Annotated in this window: 14 protein-coding genes; 9 read left to right on the top strand and 5 right to left on the bottom strand. The window is 38.4% G+C overall.

Annotation, left to right across the window (positions count from 1 at the left end):
• On the bottom strand, positions 1 to 188 hold a 188-nt coding region (locus Q0M21_RS01075; RefSeq protein ID WP_295333480.1), incomplete at its 3' end, for a hypothetical protein.
• 190 nt (positions 189 to 378) lie between these two features.
• On the opposite strand from Q0M21_RS01075, the gene hflX reads away from it, so the two are divergent.
• On the top strand, positions 379 to 1,599 hold the full coding sequence (gene hflX, locus Q0M21_RS01080) for a GTPase HflX (protein WP_295333482.1): 1,221 nt from the start codon (positions 379 to 381) through the stop codon (positions 1,597 to 1,599).
• Positions 1,600 to 1,606: 7 nt separating this feature from the next.
• On the opposite strand, the gene Q0M21_RS01085 is transcribed toward hflX, so the two are convergent.
• On the bottom strand, positions 1,607 to 2,395 hold the full coding sequence (locus tag Q0M21_RS01085) for a glutamate dehydrogenase (protein ID WP_295333484.1): 789 nt from the start codon (positions 2,393 to 2,395) through the stop codon (positions 1,607 to 1,609).
• A 259-nt stretch (positions 2,396 to 2,654) separates the two neighbouring features.
• Here Q0M21_RS01085 and gdhA point away from each other — a divergent pair, with 259 nt between their 5' ends.
• The 7 genes from gdhA (at position 2,655) to Q0M21_RS01120 (ending at position 13,862) form a co-directional block, all read left to right on the top strand.
• Positions 2,655 to 3,998 (top strand): NADP-specific glutamate dehydrogenase, encoded by a 1,344-nt coding sequence (gene gdhA, locus Q0M21_RS01090; protein WP_295333486.1) that lies wholly within the window; start codon positions 2,655 to 2,657, stop codon positions 3,996 to 3,998.
• Positions 3,999 to 4,119: 121 nt separating this feature from the next.
• The gene (locus Q0M21_RS01095; RefSeq protein ID WP_295333489.1) at positions 4,120 to 6,396 is read left to right on the top strand and encodes a two-component regulator propeller domain-containing protein; all 2,277 of its coding nucleotides are present in this window, start codon (positions 4,120 to 4,122) and stop codon (positions 6,394 to 6,396) included.
• Positions 6,397 to 6,402: 6 nt separating this feature from the next.
• Positions 6,403 to 7,932, top strand: coding sequence for an NAD(P)/FAD-dependent oxidoreductase (locus Q0M21_RS01100; RefSeq protein ID WP_295333491.1), 1,530 nt, complete (start codon positions 6,403 to 6,405; stop codon positions 7,930 to 7,932).
• Positions 7,913 to 9,178 carry a hypothetical protein gene (locus Q0M21_RS01105; protein ID WP_295333494.1) on the top strand — a complete coding sequence of 422 codons (1,266 nt, stop codon included), beginning with the start codon at positions 7,913 to 7,915 and terminating at the stop codon, positions 9,176 to 9,178. Before Q0M21_RS01100 ends, Q0M21_RS01105 begins: the two co-directional genes overlap by 20 nt.
• Positions 9,162 to 9,875 carry a DNA repair protein RecO gene (gene recO / locus Q0M21_RS01110; protein WP_295333496.1) on the top strand — a complete coding sequence of 238 codons (714 nt, stop codon included), beginning with the start codon at positions 9,162 to 9,164 and terminating at the stop codon, positions 9,873 to 9,875. Before Q0M21_RS01105 ends, recO begins: the two co-directional genes overlap by 17 nt.
• Positions 9,876 to 10,066: 191 nt before the next feature.
• Positions 10,067 to 13,468, top strand: coding sequence for an isoleucine--tRNA ligase (ileS, locus tag Q0M21_RS01115; protein WP_295333498.1), 3,402 nt, complete (start codon positions 10,067 to 10,069; stop codon positions 13,466 to 13,468).
• A 13-nt stretch (positions 13,469 to 13,481) separates the two neighbouring features.
• Positions 13,482 to 13,862, top strand: a complete 381-nt coding sequence (locus Q0M21_RS01120) for a TraR/DksA C4-type zinc finger protein (RefSeq protein WP_121312043.1) — start codon at positions 13,482 to 13,484, stop codon at positions 13,860 to 13,862.
• Positions 13,863 to 13,908: 46 nt separating this feature from the next.
• On the opposite strand, the gene Q0M21_RS01125 is transcribed toward Q0M21_RS01120, so the two are convergent.
• Complete coding sequence (locus tag Q0M21_RS01125; RefSeq protein WP_295333502.1) at positions 13,909 to 15,153, bottom strand: hypothetical protein; 1,245 nt, start codon at positions 15,151 to 15,153, stop codon at positions 13,909 to 13,911.
• Between the two features lie 187 nt (positions 15,154 to 15,340).
• Between Q0M21_RS01125 and Q0M21_RS01130 the strand changes: the two genes are divergently transcribed.
• Positions 15,341 to 15,967, top strand: coding sequence for a lipoprotein signal peptidase (locus Q0M21_RS01130; protein WP_295333505.1), 627 nt, complete (start codon positions 15,341 to 15,343; stop codon positions 15,965 to 15,967).
• Here Q0M21_RS01130 and Q0M21_RS01135 read toward each other — a convergent pair.
• Both Q0M21_RS01135 and Q0M21_RS01140 read right to left on the bottom strand, forming a co-directional pair.
• Positions 15,936 to 16,514: a 5-formyltetrahydrofolate cyclo-ligase gene (locus tag Q0M21_RS01135; protein WP_295333508.1), complete on the bottom strand. Its 579-nt coding sequence runs from the start codon at positions 16,512 to 16,514 to the stop codon at positions 15,936 to 15,938. The genes Q0M21_RS01130 and Q0M21_RS01135 overlap by 32 nt on opposite strands.
• Entirely contained in the window at positions 16,507 to 17,745 is a 1,239-nt protein-coding gene (locus tag Q0M21_RS01140) for a pyridoxal-dependent decarboxylase (protein ID WP_295333511.1), read from the bottom strand. The genes Q0M21_RS01135 and Q0M21_RS01140 overlap by 8 nt, the downstream gene beginning before the upstream one ends.
• Positions 17,746 to 17,804: the final 59 nt, after the last annotated feature.

Genomic DNA, 17,804 nt, shown 5'->3' on the forward strand with positions numbered 1-17,804 from the left:
TTGATTCCCCATCGCTGACCTACTCCGACACCATTGTCAAAAACAGCCCAGTTTCCGGTTCCTAAAGTCCAGTTAGTGGAAGGAAGTGCATCCGGACCGGTAGTTGATTCGAATCCTTCCACTGCCATTTGAGCATAACCAATAACAGAAAAGAACATCAACAAAATTAGTAATGTAGTTTTTTTCATGAAATGAAAATTTTAGTTGTTTAATTGAGTTTTTTTTAGAATTTTGAGTTCCAAATTTAGTAAAAATTATCAAAAAAATGCCAAATATATTTTTTTTGAAATAATATTAAACATATCGTTATTTTTTCGTAAAATAAATATGCCTAAAGTTTAGATTGATATCATTACTTTTGCTTCTCAATCCTAGACAATGTTAGAAAAAGAAATTATAAATTTTGAACGCACTGTTTTGGTAGGAATAGTTACCCAAAACCAAAACGAAGAGAAGCTAAAAGAATATCTTGATGAACTGGAATTCTTAACCTTCACTGCGGGTGGAGAAGTTATCAAGCGATTTTCTCAAAAACTTGAAAAACCTAATCCTAAAACATTTCTCGGAACAGGTAAAATTGAGGAAATCAATGTTTTTATCAAAGAAAACAATATTTCTACCGTCATTTTTGATGACGAATTATCTCCTTCTCAACAAAAAAACCTTTCCAAAATTTTAGATTGTAAAATTCTGGACAGAACCAATCTGATTTTGGACATTTTTGCGCAAAGAGCCGAAACTTCATACGCCAGAACCCAAGTGGAGTTAGCACAATGCCAATATTTACTACCAAGGTTGTCAGGTATGTGGACACACTTAGAACGCCAAAAAGGAGGAATTGGTTTGAGAGGTCCGGGTGAAACCGAGATTGAAACTGACCGTCGTATTGTTCGGGATAGAATTGCTTTACTCAAAGAAAAAATCAGAACTATCGACAAACAAATGGCAGTACAAAGAAGTAATCGCGGTGCCATGGTTAGAGTGGCCTTAGTTGGTTACACCAATGTGGGCAAATCTACTTTAATGAATGTCATCAGTAAAAGTGAAGTTTTTGTAGAAAACAAATTATTTGCAACACTCGACACAACAGTTCGCAAAGTAGTAATCAAAAATTTACCCTTTCTTTTATCGGATACTGTTGGATTCATTCGAAAACTACCGACACAACTAATCGAATCTTTCAAAAGTACTTTGGATGAAGTTCGAGAAGCCGACTTATTATTGCACGTTGTAGACATTTCGCATCCTGATTTTGAAGAACATATTACTTCAGTAAATCAGATATTACAAGACATTAAAAGCAACGATAAACCAACCATCATGGTTTTCAATAAAATTGACGCTTACAAGCATTTGCAAATTGAAGCCGATGATTTGATTACAGAAAAAACCACCAAGCACTATACTTTAGAAGAATGGAAAACCACTTGGATGCACAACGTAGGAGAAAAAAATGCGCTTTTCATTTCAGCAACTAATAAAGAAAATTTCGAGGAATTCAGGGAAAAAGTATACGAAGCTGTAAGAGAAATTCACATCACAAGATTTCCCTACAACAAGTTTTTATATCCTGACTACAAAGAAGCGGCAGAGGATTAATAAAGACCTACTGCAAATAATAGATGTAACCCACATTAAACCAAACATTCCAATCGTTTGCCCTGTTTTCAAGGTAAACCTTAGGATCGGGATTCAAACCGTCAACCCAATTGGAAAAATAGTATTGAAATCGCAAATCAACCATTAAGTCAGAGAGCTCGGTTAACTTATATCTTGTTCCAACACTTCCTACAATGGACCATACCGTACCACCTTGATTTGTAGTGCCTCCGAAATATTTAATCGGTGTTGTTAAAAAATCATCCAAGGTTCCGTCTCCAAGCAAAGAATAAGCTTCCGGGTCATAAAAACTAAATTGGCCTCCCAAACTGATGAATGGTGCCCAAGCCCCGATAGTTGAGGAAAAATCTCTGATACTCAAAGGAAAATATTCTAATTGCATTCCAACGTTAGTTACCGAAGTACTCCCTCTCATTGCTCTTAATTGATTAGCAAACAACGAAGTTTTGTCTGGATCAACCCAACGACCAAAATGCTGTAGTTCCGTTTTATTATACGATAGCTCACTTCTCAATTTAAAATGGTCATTAAAATATGTCTCGGGTGTATAACAATTACACTCAGCGCGATAAGAAAAATTCAAGTAATGTATCAATCCTATACCGTAACCAGTATTTCCGGCATTGGTAGCAAAATTACGCCGCTCACCGTAATCTGACTGAAAAGCAACAGGACCAACTATAACCCCAACCTCGTGTGAAAACCCAAATTGGGCTACCGCGTTTTTTGAAAATGCAAACAGTAAGAGAACAGTTACAATGATTTTTTTGGGCATTTGCATACTAATAAGTTCAATTCTCGACAAATATATAAAAACATCATTCACTTATAAAATAAAATAAAAATTTGTTGGTTTATATAAGAAAAAAGCAAAAAAATTAACATCAGTATTTAATAGTAATTCGATTCAGACACATCAAAAACAAGTCCGAGAGCCTTGAGAATTTTCAAATAATCACCCCCTTTTTTTCAATAAAACGTATATTTGTCGGAGTTTTCAAAAAACTCTTTTTTAAAATTAAACAGTATATTTTATGTCACAAAGTATCAACGAGTTTATTCAATTAGTAACCCAAAGAAATGGGCACGAACCTGAATTCATGCAAGCAGTCAAGGAAGTTGCGGAAACCGTAATTCCTTTTATTGAACAAAACAAAAAATACCAAAACAAAATGCTTTTGGAAAGAATGGTCGAGCCTGAAAGGGTAATCATGTTCCGCGTTTGTTGGATTGATGATGCCGGAAATACCCAGGTAAATCGCGGCTACAGAATCCAAATGAATTCTGCCATCGGACCTTACAAAGGAGGAATTCGATTCCACCCCTCTGTAAACTTAAGTATTTTAAAGTTTTTAGCTTTCGAACAAACCTTCAAAAACAGTTTAACCACATTGCCAATGGGTGGTGGAAAAGGAGGTTCGGATTTTGATCCGAAAGGAAAGTCAGACAACGAAATCATGAAATTCTGTCAAGCCTTCATGACCGAATTAGCCAAACATATCGGCGCTGACACCGACGTTCCCGCTGGTGATATTGGCGTAGGCGGAAGAGAAGTTGGCTACATGTTTGGTCAATACAAAAAATTGAGAAATGAATTTACCGGAGTACTTACCGGAAAAGGAATCACTTTCGGAGGTTCATTAATCCGTCCGGAAGCAACAGGATACGGCGATGTTTACTTCGCTCAAAACATGTTAGCCACCAAAGGTGACAGTTTCTCAGGAAAAACAGTAGTTGTCTCAGGTTCCGGAAATGTAGCTCAGTATGCCATCGAAAAAGCAACTCAATTGGGAGGCAAAGTAGTTACGGCTTCGGATTCTTCGGGATACATTTACGATGCTGACGGTATCAACGCTGAGAAATTGGCCTACATCATGGAAATCAAAAATGTAAACTACGGAAGAATCTCTGACTATTTGAAAAAATATCCAAATGCAACATTTGTAGCCGGAAAACGTCCTTGGGAAGTAAAATGCGACATCGCTTTACCTTGCGCTACCCAAAACGAGTTAAATGGTGAAGAAGCCAAAACTTTAGTAGCCAACGGATGCATCTGTGTAGCCGAGGGCGCCAACATGCCTTCTACTCCGGAAGCGATTGAAGTATTCTTGAATGCCAAAATTTTGTTTGCTCCCGGGAAAGCTTCTAATGCCGGTGGTGTTGCCACTTCAGGTTTGGAGATGTCTCAAAACTCATTGCGTCTGAGTTGGACCGCCGAGGAAGTAGACCAACGATTAAAAGAAATCATGGCAAACATTCACACCGCTTGTGTTAAATACGGTAAAGACGAAACAGGATATGTGGATTACGTTAAAGGCGCTAACATTGCCGGTTTCGTAAAAGTAGCCGATGCCATGCTAGCCCAAGGCGTTGTATAGACCAAATAAAACCAACCAAAAAACAAAAAGTGCCTCCGGAAACGGAGGCTTTTTTATTGAATTGAAATACCAAAGCAATATTTTTTACGTTTATACTATATTTGTGTCAAATTGCTATCCCATGAAGAAATGCCTTTTTTACTTTTTGCTCTTCGCATTCCAATGGAATTGGTCACAACAAAACCAAAATTGGAAAGGCTATTTTTCATATAACCAAATCAAAGACCTATCCGAATCAGCAACCAAAGTTTATGTGGCTTCTGAAAACGCTCTTTTTACAAAGAACATAGTATCTAACGACATCCAAACCATCAACACTATAGATGGATTATCCGGACAAACAATCTCTGCACTATATCATAGCGACGCATTCCAAAAAACAATAGTAGGTTACGAAAATGGGTTGCTGATTGTCATCAACGACATCGACGGAAGCATGCTAAACGTAGTAGACATCATCAACAAAAATATTCCGGCCAACATCAAAAAAGTCAATCATTTTACCGAACATGAGGGTGTTTTATACATTTCCTGTGACTTTGGCGTAGTACAATATAAATTAGCAACGCTCGAATTTGGCGACACTTATTTCATCGGTCCCAACGGTCAGGAAATCAAAATTTATCAAACTACTGTTTTTAACGGTGAAATATACGCCGTATCACAACTGTATGGTATTCGCAAAGCTAATCTGTCAAACCCTAATTTAGTTGATTTTGCGCAATGGAGCCTTTATGATGGTGGTTTTTGGTATGGCCTTGTCAATTTCAACAACCAGCTAATAGGCTATAATGCCAACAATAAAATTTATAAATACAATGGTTTTTACTTTGAAGAATTGGCTTCACCCAATCAGGCTTCCAGAGATTTCAGAGCCACAAACCAATATACTATTGCGACCTCATCGGACCATGTTTATATTTTTAATACAGCTCTCAATACAGTTGCCCATATACAAAGCAATCAAATAACCACAACACCTGTAACATTTACCGCTGCTACAGTTATCAATGATATCATATACATAGGCACAGACGAAAACGGAATTTTAACTGCTCCTTTAAGCGCTCCCGCCAACCTCGAATTCATCATGCCAGACGGCCCTGCAAAAAATAACATTATAGCCATTAAAAGTGCATCTGCCAATTTATGGGCGGTTTATGGTGAATACGACATCTTTTACAATCCGTTTCCTTTAAATGAAGAAGGCATCAGTAAAAAAGGCGAAACCGGCTGGTCTTTCATTCCCTTTTCTGAGGTGTTCGGGGCCAATGATTTATCTAAAATCACTGTAAATCCTAATAACGAGTCCCAAGTATTCATTAGTTCTTTTCACAAAGGATTACTGAAATTGGAAAATGATATTCCCACCGTTTTGTGGGACCACAACAATAGCGGTTTAGAATCATTAGGAACCGGCGCAGATACCAGTGTAAGGATTAACGGCACTGCTTTTGACCGAAACGGAAATCTTTGGGTAACCAACAGCCGAATCAAAAACGGCTTGAAAGTACTCCGATCAAGCGGACAATGGCAGTCGTATAATATGGAAAACATCTTAGACAACTTCGGCGAAGCCAATTTCAACAAAATTGTTATCGATAGATCTGGAACCAAATGGATAGCTTCTTATCTCGACGGTGTGATTGCCTTTAATGAGTCTGTAAACGAATTCAAAAAAATCACAGAAGGTCCTGACAACGGAAACCTACCTTCCAAAGACGTTAGAGCCATTGCAATCGACAATCGAAACCAAGTTTGGATTGGCACCAACAAAGGACTTAGGGTATTATCCAGCACCGGAAGTTATAATGGCACAGAGCAAATGCGAGCCAACGCTATTATCATTTTAGAAGACGGTTTGGCCCAAGAACTTTTATTCGAGCAATTCATCACCGACATTGAAGTCAACGGCTCCAACGAAAAATGGATTGGTACCGCCGATTCCGGGGCTTTTCTTTTTTCTCCAAACGGACAAGAAACTATTTATCATTTTACTAAAGACAATTCGCCTTTACCCAGCAACGTGATTAACGACATTGACATCAATGCCGAAACCGGAGAAATTTTCTTTGCAACGGATAAAGGTATGGTGTCGTTTCAAGGCACCGCAACCAAACCGGCCGATAGTTTAAAAGACGTTTATGTCTATCCTAATCCGGTACGCCCGGAATTTGTTGGAACCGTTAAAGTGGCCGGATTAACTTCCGGAGCTAATATCAAAATCACCGATATCGAGGGCAATTTGGTTTACGAAACCACTTCAACCGGTGGTACCATCGAATGGGATACAACTGCTTTCGGCAAATACAAAGTGGCTTCCGGCGTTTACATGATTTTCATCGCCGCCGAAGATGCAGCGGAAACCACTGTAAAAAAAGTAATGATAATCAGATAAATTATTTTGAAGAAAGCATTAATTATTGGTGGCGGACCCGCCGGCCTAACGGCAGCTTACGAGTTGTTAAAACACACAGACATTCAACCTGTTGTAGTAGAAGCGACCGATTTATGGGGCGGAATTTCCAGAACAGAAAATCACAACGGAAACCGTATTGATATAGGCGGCCATAGGTTTTTTTCAAAATCAGATGTCGTAATGCAATGGTGGCAAGAGATCCTTCCTATTCATTCCGCTGATAACACCATACAAATCTCCTATCAAAATCAACATTCCACAATTAAGATCAATCAAAACAAAGATGATTTAGAGGATGTTTTCCTGGTAAGAAAGAGAATCTCTAGGATTTTCTACCAAAAATGTTTTTATGACTATCCCATTAGATTGAGTTTTCAAACAATCCGACAATTGGGATTTAAAAATGTTACTTTAATAATTCTGAGTTATCTTAAAAGTGTATTATTTCCTATCAAGAATGAAAAATCACTCGAGGATTTTTTTATAAACAGATTTGGAAATCGCTTGTATAAAACGTTTTTTAAAGACTACACCGAAAAAGTTTGGGGCATCTCGTGTAAAGAAATCAGTTCTGAATGGGGAGCACAAAGAATCAAAGGCCTTTCTATCACAAAGACAATCGTTGACATTATAAAAAAACCTTTCAGAAAAAAGGATATAAACCAAAAAAATACAGAAACTTCATTAATTGAATATTTTTTATATCCTAAATACGGGCCGGGTCAACTATGGACAAAGGTAGCGGGGCTGATAGAACAAAAAGGCGGTGTTCTTTACAAAAACAGTAGGGTTATTCAACTTAATGGCAATGGAAATTTAACTTCTGCGGTAATAACAACCAAAAATGAAAAGGCAGAAACCATCGAATTTGACTACTGCATTTCAACTATGCCTGTAAAAGATTTGTTTAATGCTTTTTCATTCGAAATCCTATCTGAAACTAAATATATCGCTGATAACCTGATTTACAGGGATTTTATAACCATCGGGATTTTGTTAAACGAGACAAAAATTAAACTCGACGACAATTGGATTTATATTCAGGAAAACTATGTGAAAGTCGGAAGAATACAAGTATTCAACAATTGGAGTCCATACTTGGTTAAAGAGGCCAATACCACTTGGCTGGGATTAGAATACTTTTGTAATGAAAGTGATGGCATTTGGGAACTCGAAGACAAACAACTAATAGACTTGGCTACTCAGGAATTAGTCAAATTGGGTTTTATAGAATCTCAGAAAAACGTTTTAGATGCCGTTGCCATAAAAGTACCCAAAACATACCCCGCTTATTTTGGCGCTTACTCTGAATTTTTCAAGGTTAAAGCATTTACAGACACCATCCCTAATTTATTTTTGGTTGGCCGAAACGGAATGCATAAATACAACAATCAAGACCATTCTATGCTAACAGCAATGCAAGCTGTTCAAAACATCAAAAAAGGCATTACCTCCAAAGAAAACATTTGGGCCATCAATACAGAAGAAGAATATCATGAAGAGAAGAAAAGATAATTCTTTATGGGCAGATAAAACAGTAGTATCATTACTTTTTTTCTACTTAGTTATACTTGTATTCAGGGTAATGAGTGGCAATTTCTATCTGAGCGATTCTCATGAGTACGTTGAAGTTGCCAAGTACCTGTTAGAAGGCAATTACTTCTCTGTAAATGATCCGGTAATCAGCAAAAGACCTTTGATTTATCCTCTTTTTTTATCATTAACAATTACACTGAGTCCTTACATTATCATTTTTTTCCAATCTATACTGCTGTGTTTTACCTTTCACTTATTCTTTAAAATCCTTGATTTTTACAAGATTAAAAAACAATCTGCTTTAATTTTAATCGTTTTAACGCCTTCAGTTTTTATTTATTCACAACTGATAATGTCTGAATTGGTTGTGCTGTTTTTGGTAACCTTACTGTTTTACCTGTACACCGTACATTTCAGCTGGAAAACCATCAAATATGCGCAACTCATAATCCTACTATTAGCATTTACAAAACCTGTTTTCTATCCCTTTGTATTTGTAAACTTCGTTGTAATGTTGTTTTACTATTTTAAGGTAAAACGATTTAACTTTTGGGTTTTATTACCAATTATTACAGTGTTGCTTTATTCCAATTATAACCTAAACAGATTTGGTTATAGACACTTTTCATCAATGGAAAACACTAACCTTATTCATTATAATTTGTACTACTTTAAAGCCTACAACCAATCTAAAAAAGAGGCAGACGATTGGCTTTCACAAGTTACTCAATCAATAAAAACAGAAAATCCACTACAAAAAGACCATGCCCTCCGAAAAATAGCTTTAGAAGAAATTTCTACCCATTTTTTTCCATACACCTTATACCATTTAGGAACCGGTGTTAGAGGTATATTCGACCCCGGAAGGTTTGATTTAATGACTTTCGTTGGCCAAGAAGATGGAAATCAAGGCTTTTTGGAAGTTGTAAACGGCAACAAATCCATTTTTTCGCTGTTTAAAGATAAGTCGTTGCTTTTTATCTATTTACTACTGATTCCAATCCTGCTGGTATTAATTTTTAAATGGATGTACTTTTTCAAGTTTTACTCCAAAAAAGGAAGAAGTTTCTCAGAGTACTTTTTTCTGGTTTTTATTATTTACTATGTTTTGGCAACAGGCCCGGTTAATTGTTCGCGCTACATGATGCCGCTACAATTAATCCTGATTACTTTTGCATTAGTTTCTGTCAGGGAAAATAGAATTAAAAATGCTAGTCAAAACTAAAGCCATTGTCATTTCTTCGCTAAAATATCAGGAAAAAAGCCTGATTGTTAAATGCTTAACGCAAAGTGATGGTTTAAAAAGCTATTTTGTGCCGAATGCTTTCTCAGCCAAAAAATCGAACCAAAAAATCGCCTACTTTCAGCCGTTAACGCTACTCGAAATCGAAGCCAATCACAAAAACAAAGGCACTTTAGAGCATTTCAAAGAAATCAAACTGGCGCACGCTTTCCAAACTATCAACACCGACATCATTAAAAGCACTATAGTTATTTTTCTCTCCGAAATGCTCCACCACAGCATACACGAAGAAGAAAAAAACGACCGCTTGTTCACCTTTTTGGAAACGGCCTTACTTTGGCTCGATACGCATGAAGAAACGTCTAATTTCCACCTAATATTGTTGCTGGAAATCACCAAATTCATGGGCTTTTATCCTGATACTTCCGAAATAGATTATCCCTTTTTTGAAGTGAAAGAAGGCTATTTTTCTCCATTTTTAACTTTGGGCTGCTTATCGGAAAACGAAACCCGTTTGTTCAAAAAACTAATCGACTTAAAATTCGACAGCTCGCAAAAAGTCTTCAACGGTAGCGAACGACAACTTTTGCTCAAAATACTATTGGATTACTATACTTTTCATCTGGTTGGCTTCAAAAAACCCAAATCGCTGGAAGTTTTAAAAGAGGTTTTCGCTTAAAATTTTATGGGCGTTTCCCTCCGGGCCGCGCTTTCCACTGCAATCTTTTTTAAAGACCATCCACTTATTCAATGGAAAATCACCAAAAAAAGGATTTCCGTTGCAATCGCTAACGCAAAAACTCCTGTCTCATAACCCATAACTCACAACTATTTATTACTTTCGCAAACTGATTTAAGAAAACGATAAAAATGAGTACTAAGTTTACTGAATACAAAGGACTTGACCTGCCAACGGTAGCCTCAGAAGTTCTTGCATTTTGGAAAAAAAATAACATCTTTGAACAGAGTGTCACATCCCGTGAAGGTGCTACTCCTTATGTGTTTTTTGAAGGTCCGCCGTCGGCCAATGGCTTACCGGGAATTCACCACGTAATGGCGCGCGCCATCAAGGATATTTTTTGTCGTTACAAAACTCAGAAAGGTTTCCAAGTCAAACGCAAAGCCGGCTGGGATACGCACGGTTTGCCGGTTGAATTAGGTACCGAAAAGGAATTAGGCATCACCAAAGAAGACATCGGCAAAACCATCTCGGTGACCGAATACAACGAAGCATGTAAAAGAACCGTGATGCGCTACACCGATGTTTGGAACGACCTAACCGAAAAAATGGGCTATTGGGTAGATATGGAAGATCCGTATGTGACCTACAAATCCAAATACATGGAAACGGTTTGGTGGTTGCTCAAACAAATTTACAACAAAGACTTACTCTACAAAGGCTACACCATTCAACCGTACTCGCCCAAAGCGGGAACCGGGTTGTCTTCGCACGAAGTAAATCAGCCGGGTTCTTATCGCGATGTAACCGATACGACGATAGTAGCGCAATTCAAAACAAAATTAGAAACCTTACCGAACTTTTTACAAGGCTTCGGTGATATTCATATTTTGGCTTGGACAACCACGCCATGGACTTTACCAAGCAACACCGCATTAACCGTTGGACCAAAAATTGACTACGTTTTGGTCAAAACGTTCAACCAATACACTTTTGAACCGGTAAATGTGATTCTGGCTAAAAATTTAGTCGGAAAACAATTCGGCGGTAAATATTTTGTTGCGGAAACAGAAGCTGATTTTGCGAATTACAAATCAGAAGATAAAAAGATTCCATACCAAATTTTAGCCGAAGCCAAAGGCGCTGATTTAGTAGGCATCCGCTACGAACAATTACTGCCGTACACTTTGCCGTATCAAAATCCGGAAAATGCTTTCCGCGTAATTTCGGGCGATTTCGTCACTACCGAAGACGGAACCGGAATTGTACACACCGCGCCGACTTTCGGTGCAGATGATGCCAAAGTGGCCAAAGAAGCCACGCCGGAAGTACCGCCTATGTTGGTGTTAGACGAAAACGGCAATCCTGTTCCTTTAGTAGATTTGCAAGGGAAATTTGTAGCCCAAATGGGTGAGTTCGCCGGAAAATATGTCAAAAATGAATACTATAACGAAGGCGAAGCACCTGAAAAATCAGTAGATGTAGAAATTGCCATCTTGCTGAAAGAGCAAAACAAAGCCTTTAAGGTTGAAAAATACGTACACAGTTATCCGCATTGTTGGAGAACGGACAAACCTATTTTATACTATCCGTTGGATTCTTGGTTCATCAAAGTAACCGAAATCAAAGACCGCATGTTTGACCTTAACGATACCATCAATTGGAAGCCTAAAGCTACCGGAGAAGGTCGTTTCGGAAACTGGTTGAAGAATGCCAACGATTGGAACTTATCGCGTTCCAGATATTGGGGTATTCCATTGCCTATTTGGAGAAGCGAAGACGGCACCGAAGAAATGCTGATCGGTTCAGTAGAAGAATTGTATACTGAAATCGAAAAATCCATCGCCGTCGGTTTCCAAACCGAAAATCCATATAAAGGATTCACCATCGGCGATATGAGCGAAGCCAATTACGACTTAGTCGATTTGCATAAAAATGTGGTTGATAATATCATCTTGGTATCGCCATCGGGCCAACCGATGAAACGCGAAGCCGATTTGATTGACGTATGGTTCGACTCGGGCGCTATGCCTTATGCCCAATGGCATTATCCATTTGAAAACCGTGACCTAATCGACGATAACAAAGCCTTTCCTGCCGATTTTATCGCAGAAGGTGTCGACCAAACCCGCGGTTGGTTCTATACGCTTCACGCCATTGGAACTTTGGTTTTTGATAAAATTGCTTATAAAAATGTGGTGTCAAACGGCTTGGTATTGGACAAAAACGGACAAAAAATGTCGAAACGTTTGGGCAATGCCGTAGATCCGTTTGAAACTTTAAAAGAATACGGTCCCGATGCTACGCGTTGGTACATGATATCGAATGCCAATCCGTGGGACAACTTAAAATTTGACATCGAAGGCGTGGCAGAAGTACGCCGTAAATTCTTCGGAACACTTTACAATACCTACTCTTTCTTCAGTTTATATGCCAATATCGACGGATTTAAATATGCCGAAGCTGAAGTACCGTTGAACGAAAGACCGGAAATTGACCGTTGGATTTTATCGGAATTACACACCTTAATCCAAACCGTTGACGAAGCATACGCCGATTACGAACCAACCAAAGCTGCTCGTGCGATATCCGATTTTGTACAAGAAAACCTGAGTAACTGGTACGTGCGTTTGTGCCGCCGCAGATTCTGGAAAGGCGAATACGGTACAGATAAAATTGCCGCCTATCAAACCTTATACACTTGTTTGGTAACTGTGGCTAAATTATCGGCTCCAATTGCACCATTTTTCATGGACCAACTTTACAGAGACTTAACGCAGGCAACACATACAGAGGAATTTGAATCGGTACATTTGGCAAAATTCCCGGTGATGGTTGAAAACTTTGTTGATAAATCGTTAGAGAGCAAAATGCTGAAAGCCCAAACGGTTTCGTCCTTGGTTTTATCGCTCCGCAAAAAGGAAATGATTAAAGTGCGTCAACCGTTGCAAAAGGTAATGATTCCAATACTTGACGAGACTCAGCGTGCTGAAATTGAAGCGGTTTCCGACCTGATAAAAGCCGAAGTAAACGTCAAAGAAATCGAACTTTTAGACGATGCTTCAGGCGTATTAGTGAAGCAAATTAAACCGAATTTCAAGGCTTTAGGTCCCCGTTTCGGAAAAGACATGGGCTTGATTTCCAAAGAGATACAAAGTTTTACTCAGGAACAAATTAACGAATTGGATACTAAAGGCGAGCTAACACTTGTAATTTCAGGAAAAAGTATAACTTTATCATTAGAAGATGTTGAGATTTCGTCTCAAGATATTCCGGGTTGGTTGGTGGCCAATGCAAACGGTATCACTGTGGCCTTAGACATTACCCTAACCGATGCGTTGAAAAACGAAGGTATTGCGAGAGAATTGGTCAACCGCATCCAAAACATCAGAAAGGACAGCGGCTTTGAAGTAACTGATAAAATTAAAGTACAATTGCAAGACCATCCGATTTTAGCGCAAGCGATTAAAGAAAATGAAAACTATATCAAATCGGAGACACTAACCGAGAGTTTAGTTTTAGAGAATGAGATTACCGAAGGTTCTGAAATAGAATTTGATGAGATAAAAACAAGAATATTAATTTCTAAATAATTACGTAACGATTATGGTAGAAGAAAAATTAAGATACTCAGACGCTGATTTGGCAGAGTTCAAAGAAATTATTTTAGCAAAGATTGAAAAAGCAAAAGCCGATTTAGACTTGATAAAAAGTGCTTATATGAACGATTTGAATAACGGTACCGATGATACATCGCCAACGTTCAAAGCGTTTGAAGAAGGCAGTGAAACCATGTCGAAAGAAGCGAACTCACAATTGGCCATTCGTCAGGAAAAATTCATCCGCGATTTGAAAAATGCTTTATTCCGTGTAGAAAATAAAACCTACGGTGTTTGTAAAGTAACCGGAAAATTGATTTCCAAAGAGCGCTTGAAAATTGTACCTCATGCTACCATGAGTATCGAAGCCAAAAATTTACAACGATAAATCAAACCATCGTATTATAAAAAAGCCCCGAGATTCGGGGCTTTTTTTATAGGGTTATCTGACTGAGTAAGGTTAATGTAAAATTCGGTCCGTAGCTGTATTGCGTTATAGTATTATCACCCACGGTAATCAAATGGCTGTCGAGCGGAATCACATCTTTTACATTATTGGCATAACTGTTAGCCAGAACCAAACCGGCACTGTTGGCCGCGTTAAAAATCTTCAAACCATTAGTACCGCAACCTACATACAACACGCCGTTTTTAATCCCTAAACCGTAAGGTTCATTCAATAAATACGTCGATAACAAAGTCGGATTGGCAATGTTGGTCACATCGATTACATTAATTTGATCTTGAATAGCGCCGCAACTTGAACCCCCGCGAACCGTGATGTAAGCGGTATTCCCAAAAACCACTACCGGATCGCAAGCCGTAGCATGGGAAAACCCGGAGACAAAATACGGATTGAACTCGTCTTCAGCATCTACCGTGTACATTCCGGTCGTTGAACCCACAAACAAAATGTCTTTCTGAATAAACAGCGTTTCGAATTCACCGCCACCAAACCATTGCGTCATGTAGACTTCTTTGTCGAAAAAAGCAGCTGCGGGATTGGCTATATTAAACACATTCAATTTATACGAATCAATGGTATACAAAGCATTGTTATTAATTTGAAAACGCGCATAAGAACCCCCAACACCAATGTTTCCACTATTAGAGCTTTCAAAACCGGCTAAGGCATCATTGGCGAATACCACTTCTTGCCCTTGCGGTCTCGGTTTCATTTCAATGGTAAATCCCGTGATAATTTCATCCTGATTCGGATTTACGGTATAATCATAAAACTCCGCATCTTCGGGGTACTGCGGAAAAAAAACAATCGAATTCGGCACCGTTCGCACCAAAGATATGTTTTGAATGTTGCTAATGTCAAACACCAACAAATCGACAAAATTGTCGGCAAACAGATAATTTCCCTTAACTGCAATATCGTGTACACCCGCCAGATTGATAAAAGCGATGTTTTGCGGAGAAGCCGGATTAGAGTTATCAAAAACATGCACTCCGGATTCCAGAGCGATGTAAAACAAATACTGTTCGGCTACATAAATTTTCCCGTTTGATTGCGTTGGTTGGGCTGAAGTTACCGAAACGCTGCTTCTGATATCGGCTAATGATTTTAACGTAGGCACAGCAAATCTAACCAAATCTGTATCATCTTCTTTGTCACATGACACCATTGAAAGGGCTGCAAAGAGGAATAAAAAAGAATAAATTTTTTTCATATCGTTTATTGTATTGGTCTTAATTATTTTCAGGATGAAAAAAAAGCATTTGGGTTGCTTTTCAAGGTAAAATTAAACAATCTTGAGCGGACTGCGCTAAAATGTATTGGATGAGTTGACTAAGAAAAAAATTATTCTGCTTTTTATGTAATAATATTGCTATTTTTGCGCCATTAAAACCCTAAGAATGTCGTTAAGAAACTCTATTTTAATCATTGCCATTATCTTATTGGTTGACCAATTTGTTAAGATTTACATTAAAACCAATTTCTTTTACGGAGAAGCCAGCCAAATAGATGTTACCAGTTGGTTTAAAATATTGCTCATTGAAAACGAAGGAATGGCTTGGGGAACTAAAATTCCGGGCGAATATGGAAAATTAATGCTCACTACTTTCCGAATTTTAGCCATCTGCGGTATAGGTTACTGGTTGTATGACTCCAGCACCAAACACAGTTCCAGATATTTGATGGTGGCCATTGCACTCATCTTTGCCGGAGCGGCCGGAAACATTATCGATTCAGTATTCTATGGTGTTATATTTGACGAAAGCACTCGTTATCACATCGCTACTTTCTCACCGGAACAACCTTACGGTACCTTATTTCACGGAAAAGTAGTCGACATGTTGTATTTCCCGATTTATGAAGGTACTTTCCCGGAATGGTTGCCTATTTGGGGCGGCGAACCATTTAAATTTTTCAACGCCATTTTCAATATAGCTGATATGGCTATTTCCACGGGTGTCGGGATATTGATTGTCTTTAACAAAAAAGCCTTTGCTAAGAAAACGTCGTTGGGAACTTATGAATAGTTTCGGGCGTTACGCAATAATCTAATCGGATATCGTTAGGCGATACATCGGTTATAGTTTCTTCAGGCTCAAAAAACGACAATCCTATTTTGACGACATCTTCTTTGCATTGCGACAAAAATTTATCGTAAAAACCTTTGCCGTAACCTACTCGATTTCCGTTACTGTCATAAGCCAATAAAGGTACAAACACCACATCCAGTTTGCTTGGCGGCACTTCTATGCCGTCTACTGGCTCGTAAATATTGTAGTCGTTTTTCTTAAATTTGGTATTGTCCGTCAGCAAAAAATGGGTCATTGCCAAAGTATCAAAATCGCTTTTAGCCACTACAATCTCTTTGTCTTTTCCGGCTAAAATTTGCAAAACAAACTCGGTGTCTACTTCCTTTTGCTCTTCGATAGTCAGAAACAAATGAAAATAAGTGTTGTCCCAAACGTCTAATTGCAATAACCGATTGGCAATCGCTAAACTTTGATCTTCAATTTGTGCTTCGGAAAGTGTTTGTCTTAGTGCTTTGTACTTTTTGCGTAAGTCTTTTTTAAACATAGTTAGTAGCCATCAAATCTTCTATAAAAGTAGTCAAATGTTCTACTTCTACGTGATCCATGAGCACAATTTTGTACCATTGGTTATTTTCATCGTGTTGTTGTGGCACCAAATCGTATTTCTCGGCTATGACCAACGGAATATACTCCGCTTTAATCGTTACTATATTCATGAACGGTTCGCGGAAATACTGTATGTTCATAGCATCCAATTGGTTGCACAAAAACTGGGTTCGCATTTGTAACACGCTCACTTTTTCAAACCAACCGTTGGGTCCGTAAGTAAACAAAATCATCCAAACCGCTACGGCATTGGCGCCGCTTCGACTACCGCAAAGGGTTAAATCCATGCCTTCCACGTATTCGGCTTCTTTGGTCAATACGTTTTCGATGTAGCCTTTTCGGCAAATAAAAACACCCGTTCCGTAAGGCGCTTGCAACATTTTGTGTGCGTCTATGGTGATGGAACTGATTTTTGGGTTACTAAAATTAATCACTGATTGCTGATTACTGAACGGATAAACAAATCCGCCGTATGCTCCGTCTATGTGGAGTTTATAATGCAAGTTGTGCTTTTCAAAAACAGTAATATAGTCTTCCGGATTGTCTACCGAACCAAACATGGTAGTTCCCATGTTGGAAACCGTAATGAAATATTTCTTCCCGTTGCTTTGGGCCTTTAGGATGATTTGTTCCAATTGGATGACATCAATGGTGCGTGTATCAAAATCAACCGGAATTTTCAACCAATCCAACTGCAGCAAATTCGAGGCTTTCGGAATCGAATAATGCGTATCTTCTGAAGCTACTATCGCAATTTCATCGGCTTTGGCATCATAATTATTCTTGTAATAATTGCGAAACATCCAAATCGCTTGGATATTGGCTTCGGTGCCGCCGGGCGAAATATAACCATCAAACGTATTCGGTTCGGCTTTAAAAATATCCACTGCAATTACATTCAGCACTTCCCGCTCGATTTCCTGAGTACCATTAAAAGCTTTTTCGGAAGTACCGAAAGTATGACAACCAATATTGTTAGGATTGGCTACATAGGTTTGCAAAATGGGCGCGTCTTTCAAAAAAGGCGCATCATCGTTAAACACTCTGCTGTCTAATTTAGACGCCGGATATCCCAAAGAAGTGTCTTTGGAAAAATTGACGTTATCTTGCAAAGCCTTTTCAATTCTATCTTTTCTCTCGTTGTTGGTGAGTTTTTTCCAGTATTTCATCCCTAAAAATTTTGTCAAAACTAAGTCTTTGCATGCGGAAAAAACATGATAAATGTTAG

Source organism: Flavobacterium sp. (assembly GCF_024710485.1).
Lineage (GTDB): Bacteria > Bacteroidota > Bacteroidia > Flavobacteriales > Flavobacteriaceae > Flavobacterium.

What these genes read in the sequence shown, in the direction of transcription:
- Q0M21_RS01085 (WP_295333484.1), bottom strand. Translation starts at nt 2,395, where the DNA reads ATGCCCAAAAAAATCATTGTAACTGTTCTCTTACTGTTTGCATTTTCA.
- Q0M21_RS01130 (WP_295333505.1), top strand. Translation starts at nt 15,341, where the DNA reads ATGTCGTTAAGAAACTCTATTTTAATCATTGCCATTATCTTATTGGTT.
- Q0M21_RS01140 (WP_295333511.1), bottom strand. Translation starts at nt 17,745, where the DNA reads ATGAAATACTGGAAAAAACTCACCAACAACGAGAGAAAAGATAGAATT.
- hflX (WP_295333482.1), top strand. Translation starts at nt 379, where the DNA reads ATGTTAGAAAAAGAAATTATAAATTTTGAACGCACTGTTTTGGTAGGA.
- Q0M21_RS01105 (WP_295333494.1), top strand. Translation starts at nt 7,913, where the DNA reads ATGAAGAGAAGAAAAGATAATTCTTTATGGGCAGATAAAACAGTAGTA.
- Q0M21_RS01135 (WP_295333508.1), bottom strand. Translation starts at nt 16,514, where the DNA reads ATGTTTAAAAAAGACTTACGCAAAAAGTACAAAGCACTAAGACAAACA.
- recO (WP_295333496.1), top strand. Translation starts at nt 9,162, where the DNA reads ATGCTAGTCAAAACTAAAGCCATTGTCATTTCTTCGCTAAAATATCAG.
- ileS (WP_295333498.1), top strand. Translation starts at nt 10,067, where the DNA reads ATGAGTACTAAGTTTACTGAATACAAAGGACTTGACCTGCCAACGGTA.
- gdhA (WP_295333486.1), top strand. Translation starts at nt 2,655, where the DNA reads ATGTCACAAAGTATCAACGAGTTTATTCAATTAGTAACCCAAAGAAAT.
- Q0M21_RS01095 (WP_295333489.1), top strand. Translation starts at nt 4,120, where the DNA reads ATGAAGAAATGCCTTTTTTACTTTTTGCTCTTCGCATTCCAATGGAAT.
- Q0M21_RS01120 (WP_121312043.1), top strand. Translation starts at nt 13,482, where the DNA reads ATGGTAGAAGAAAAATTAAGATACTCAGACGCTGATTTGGCAGAGTTC.
- Q0M21_RS01125 (WP_295333502.1), bottom strand. Translation starts at nt 15,153, where the DNA reads ATGAAAAAAATTTATTCTTTTTTATTCCTCTTTGCAGCCCTTTCAATG.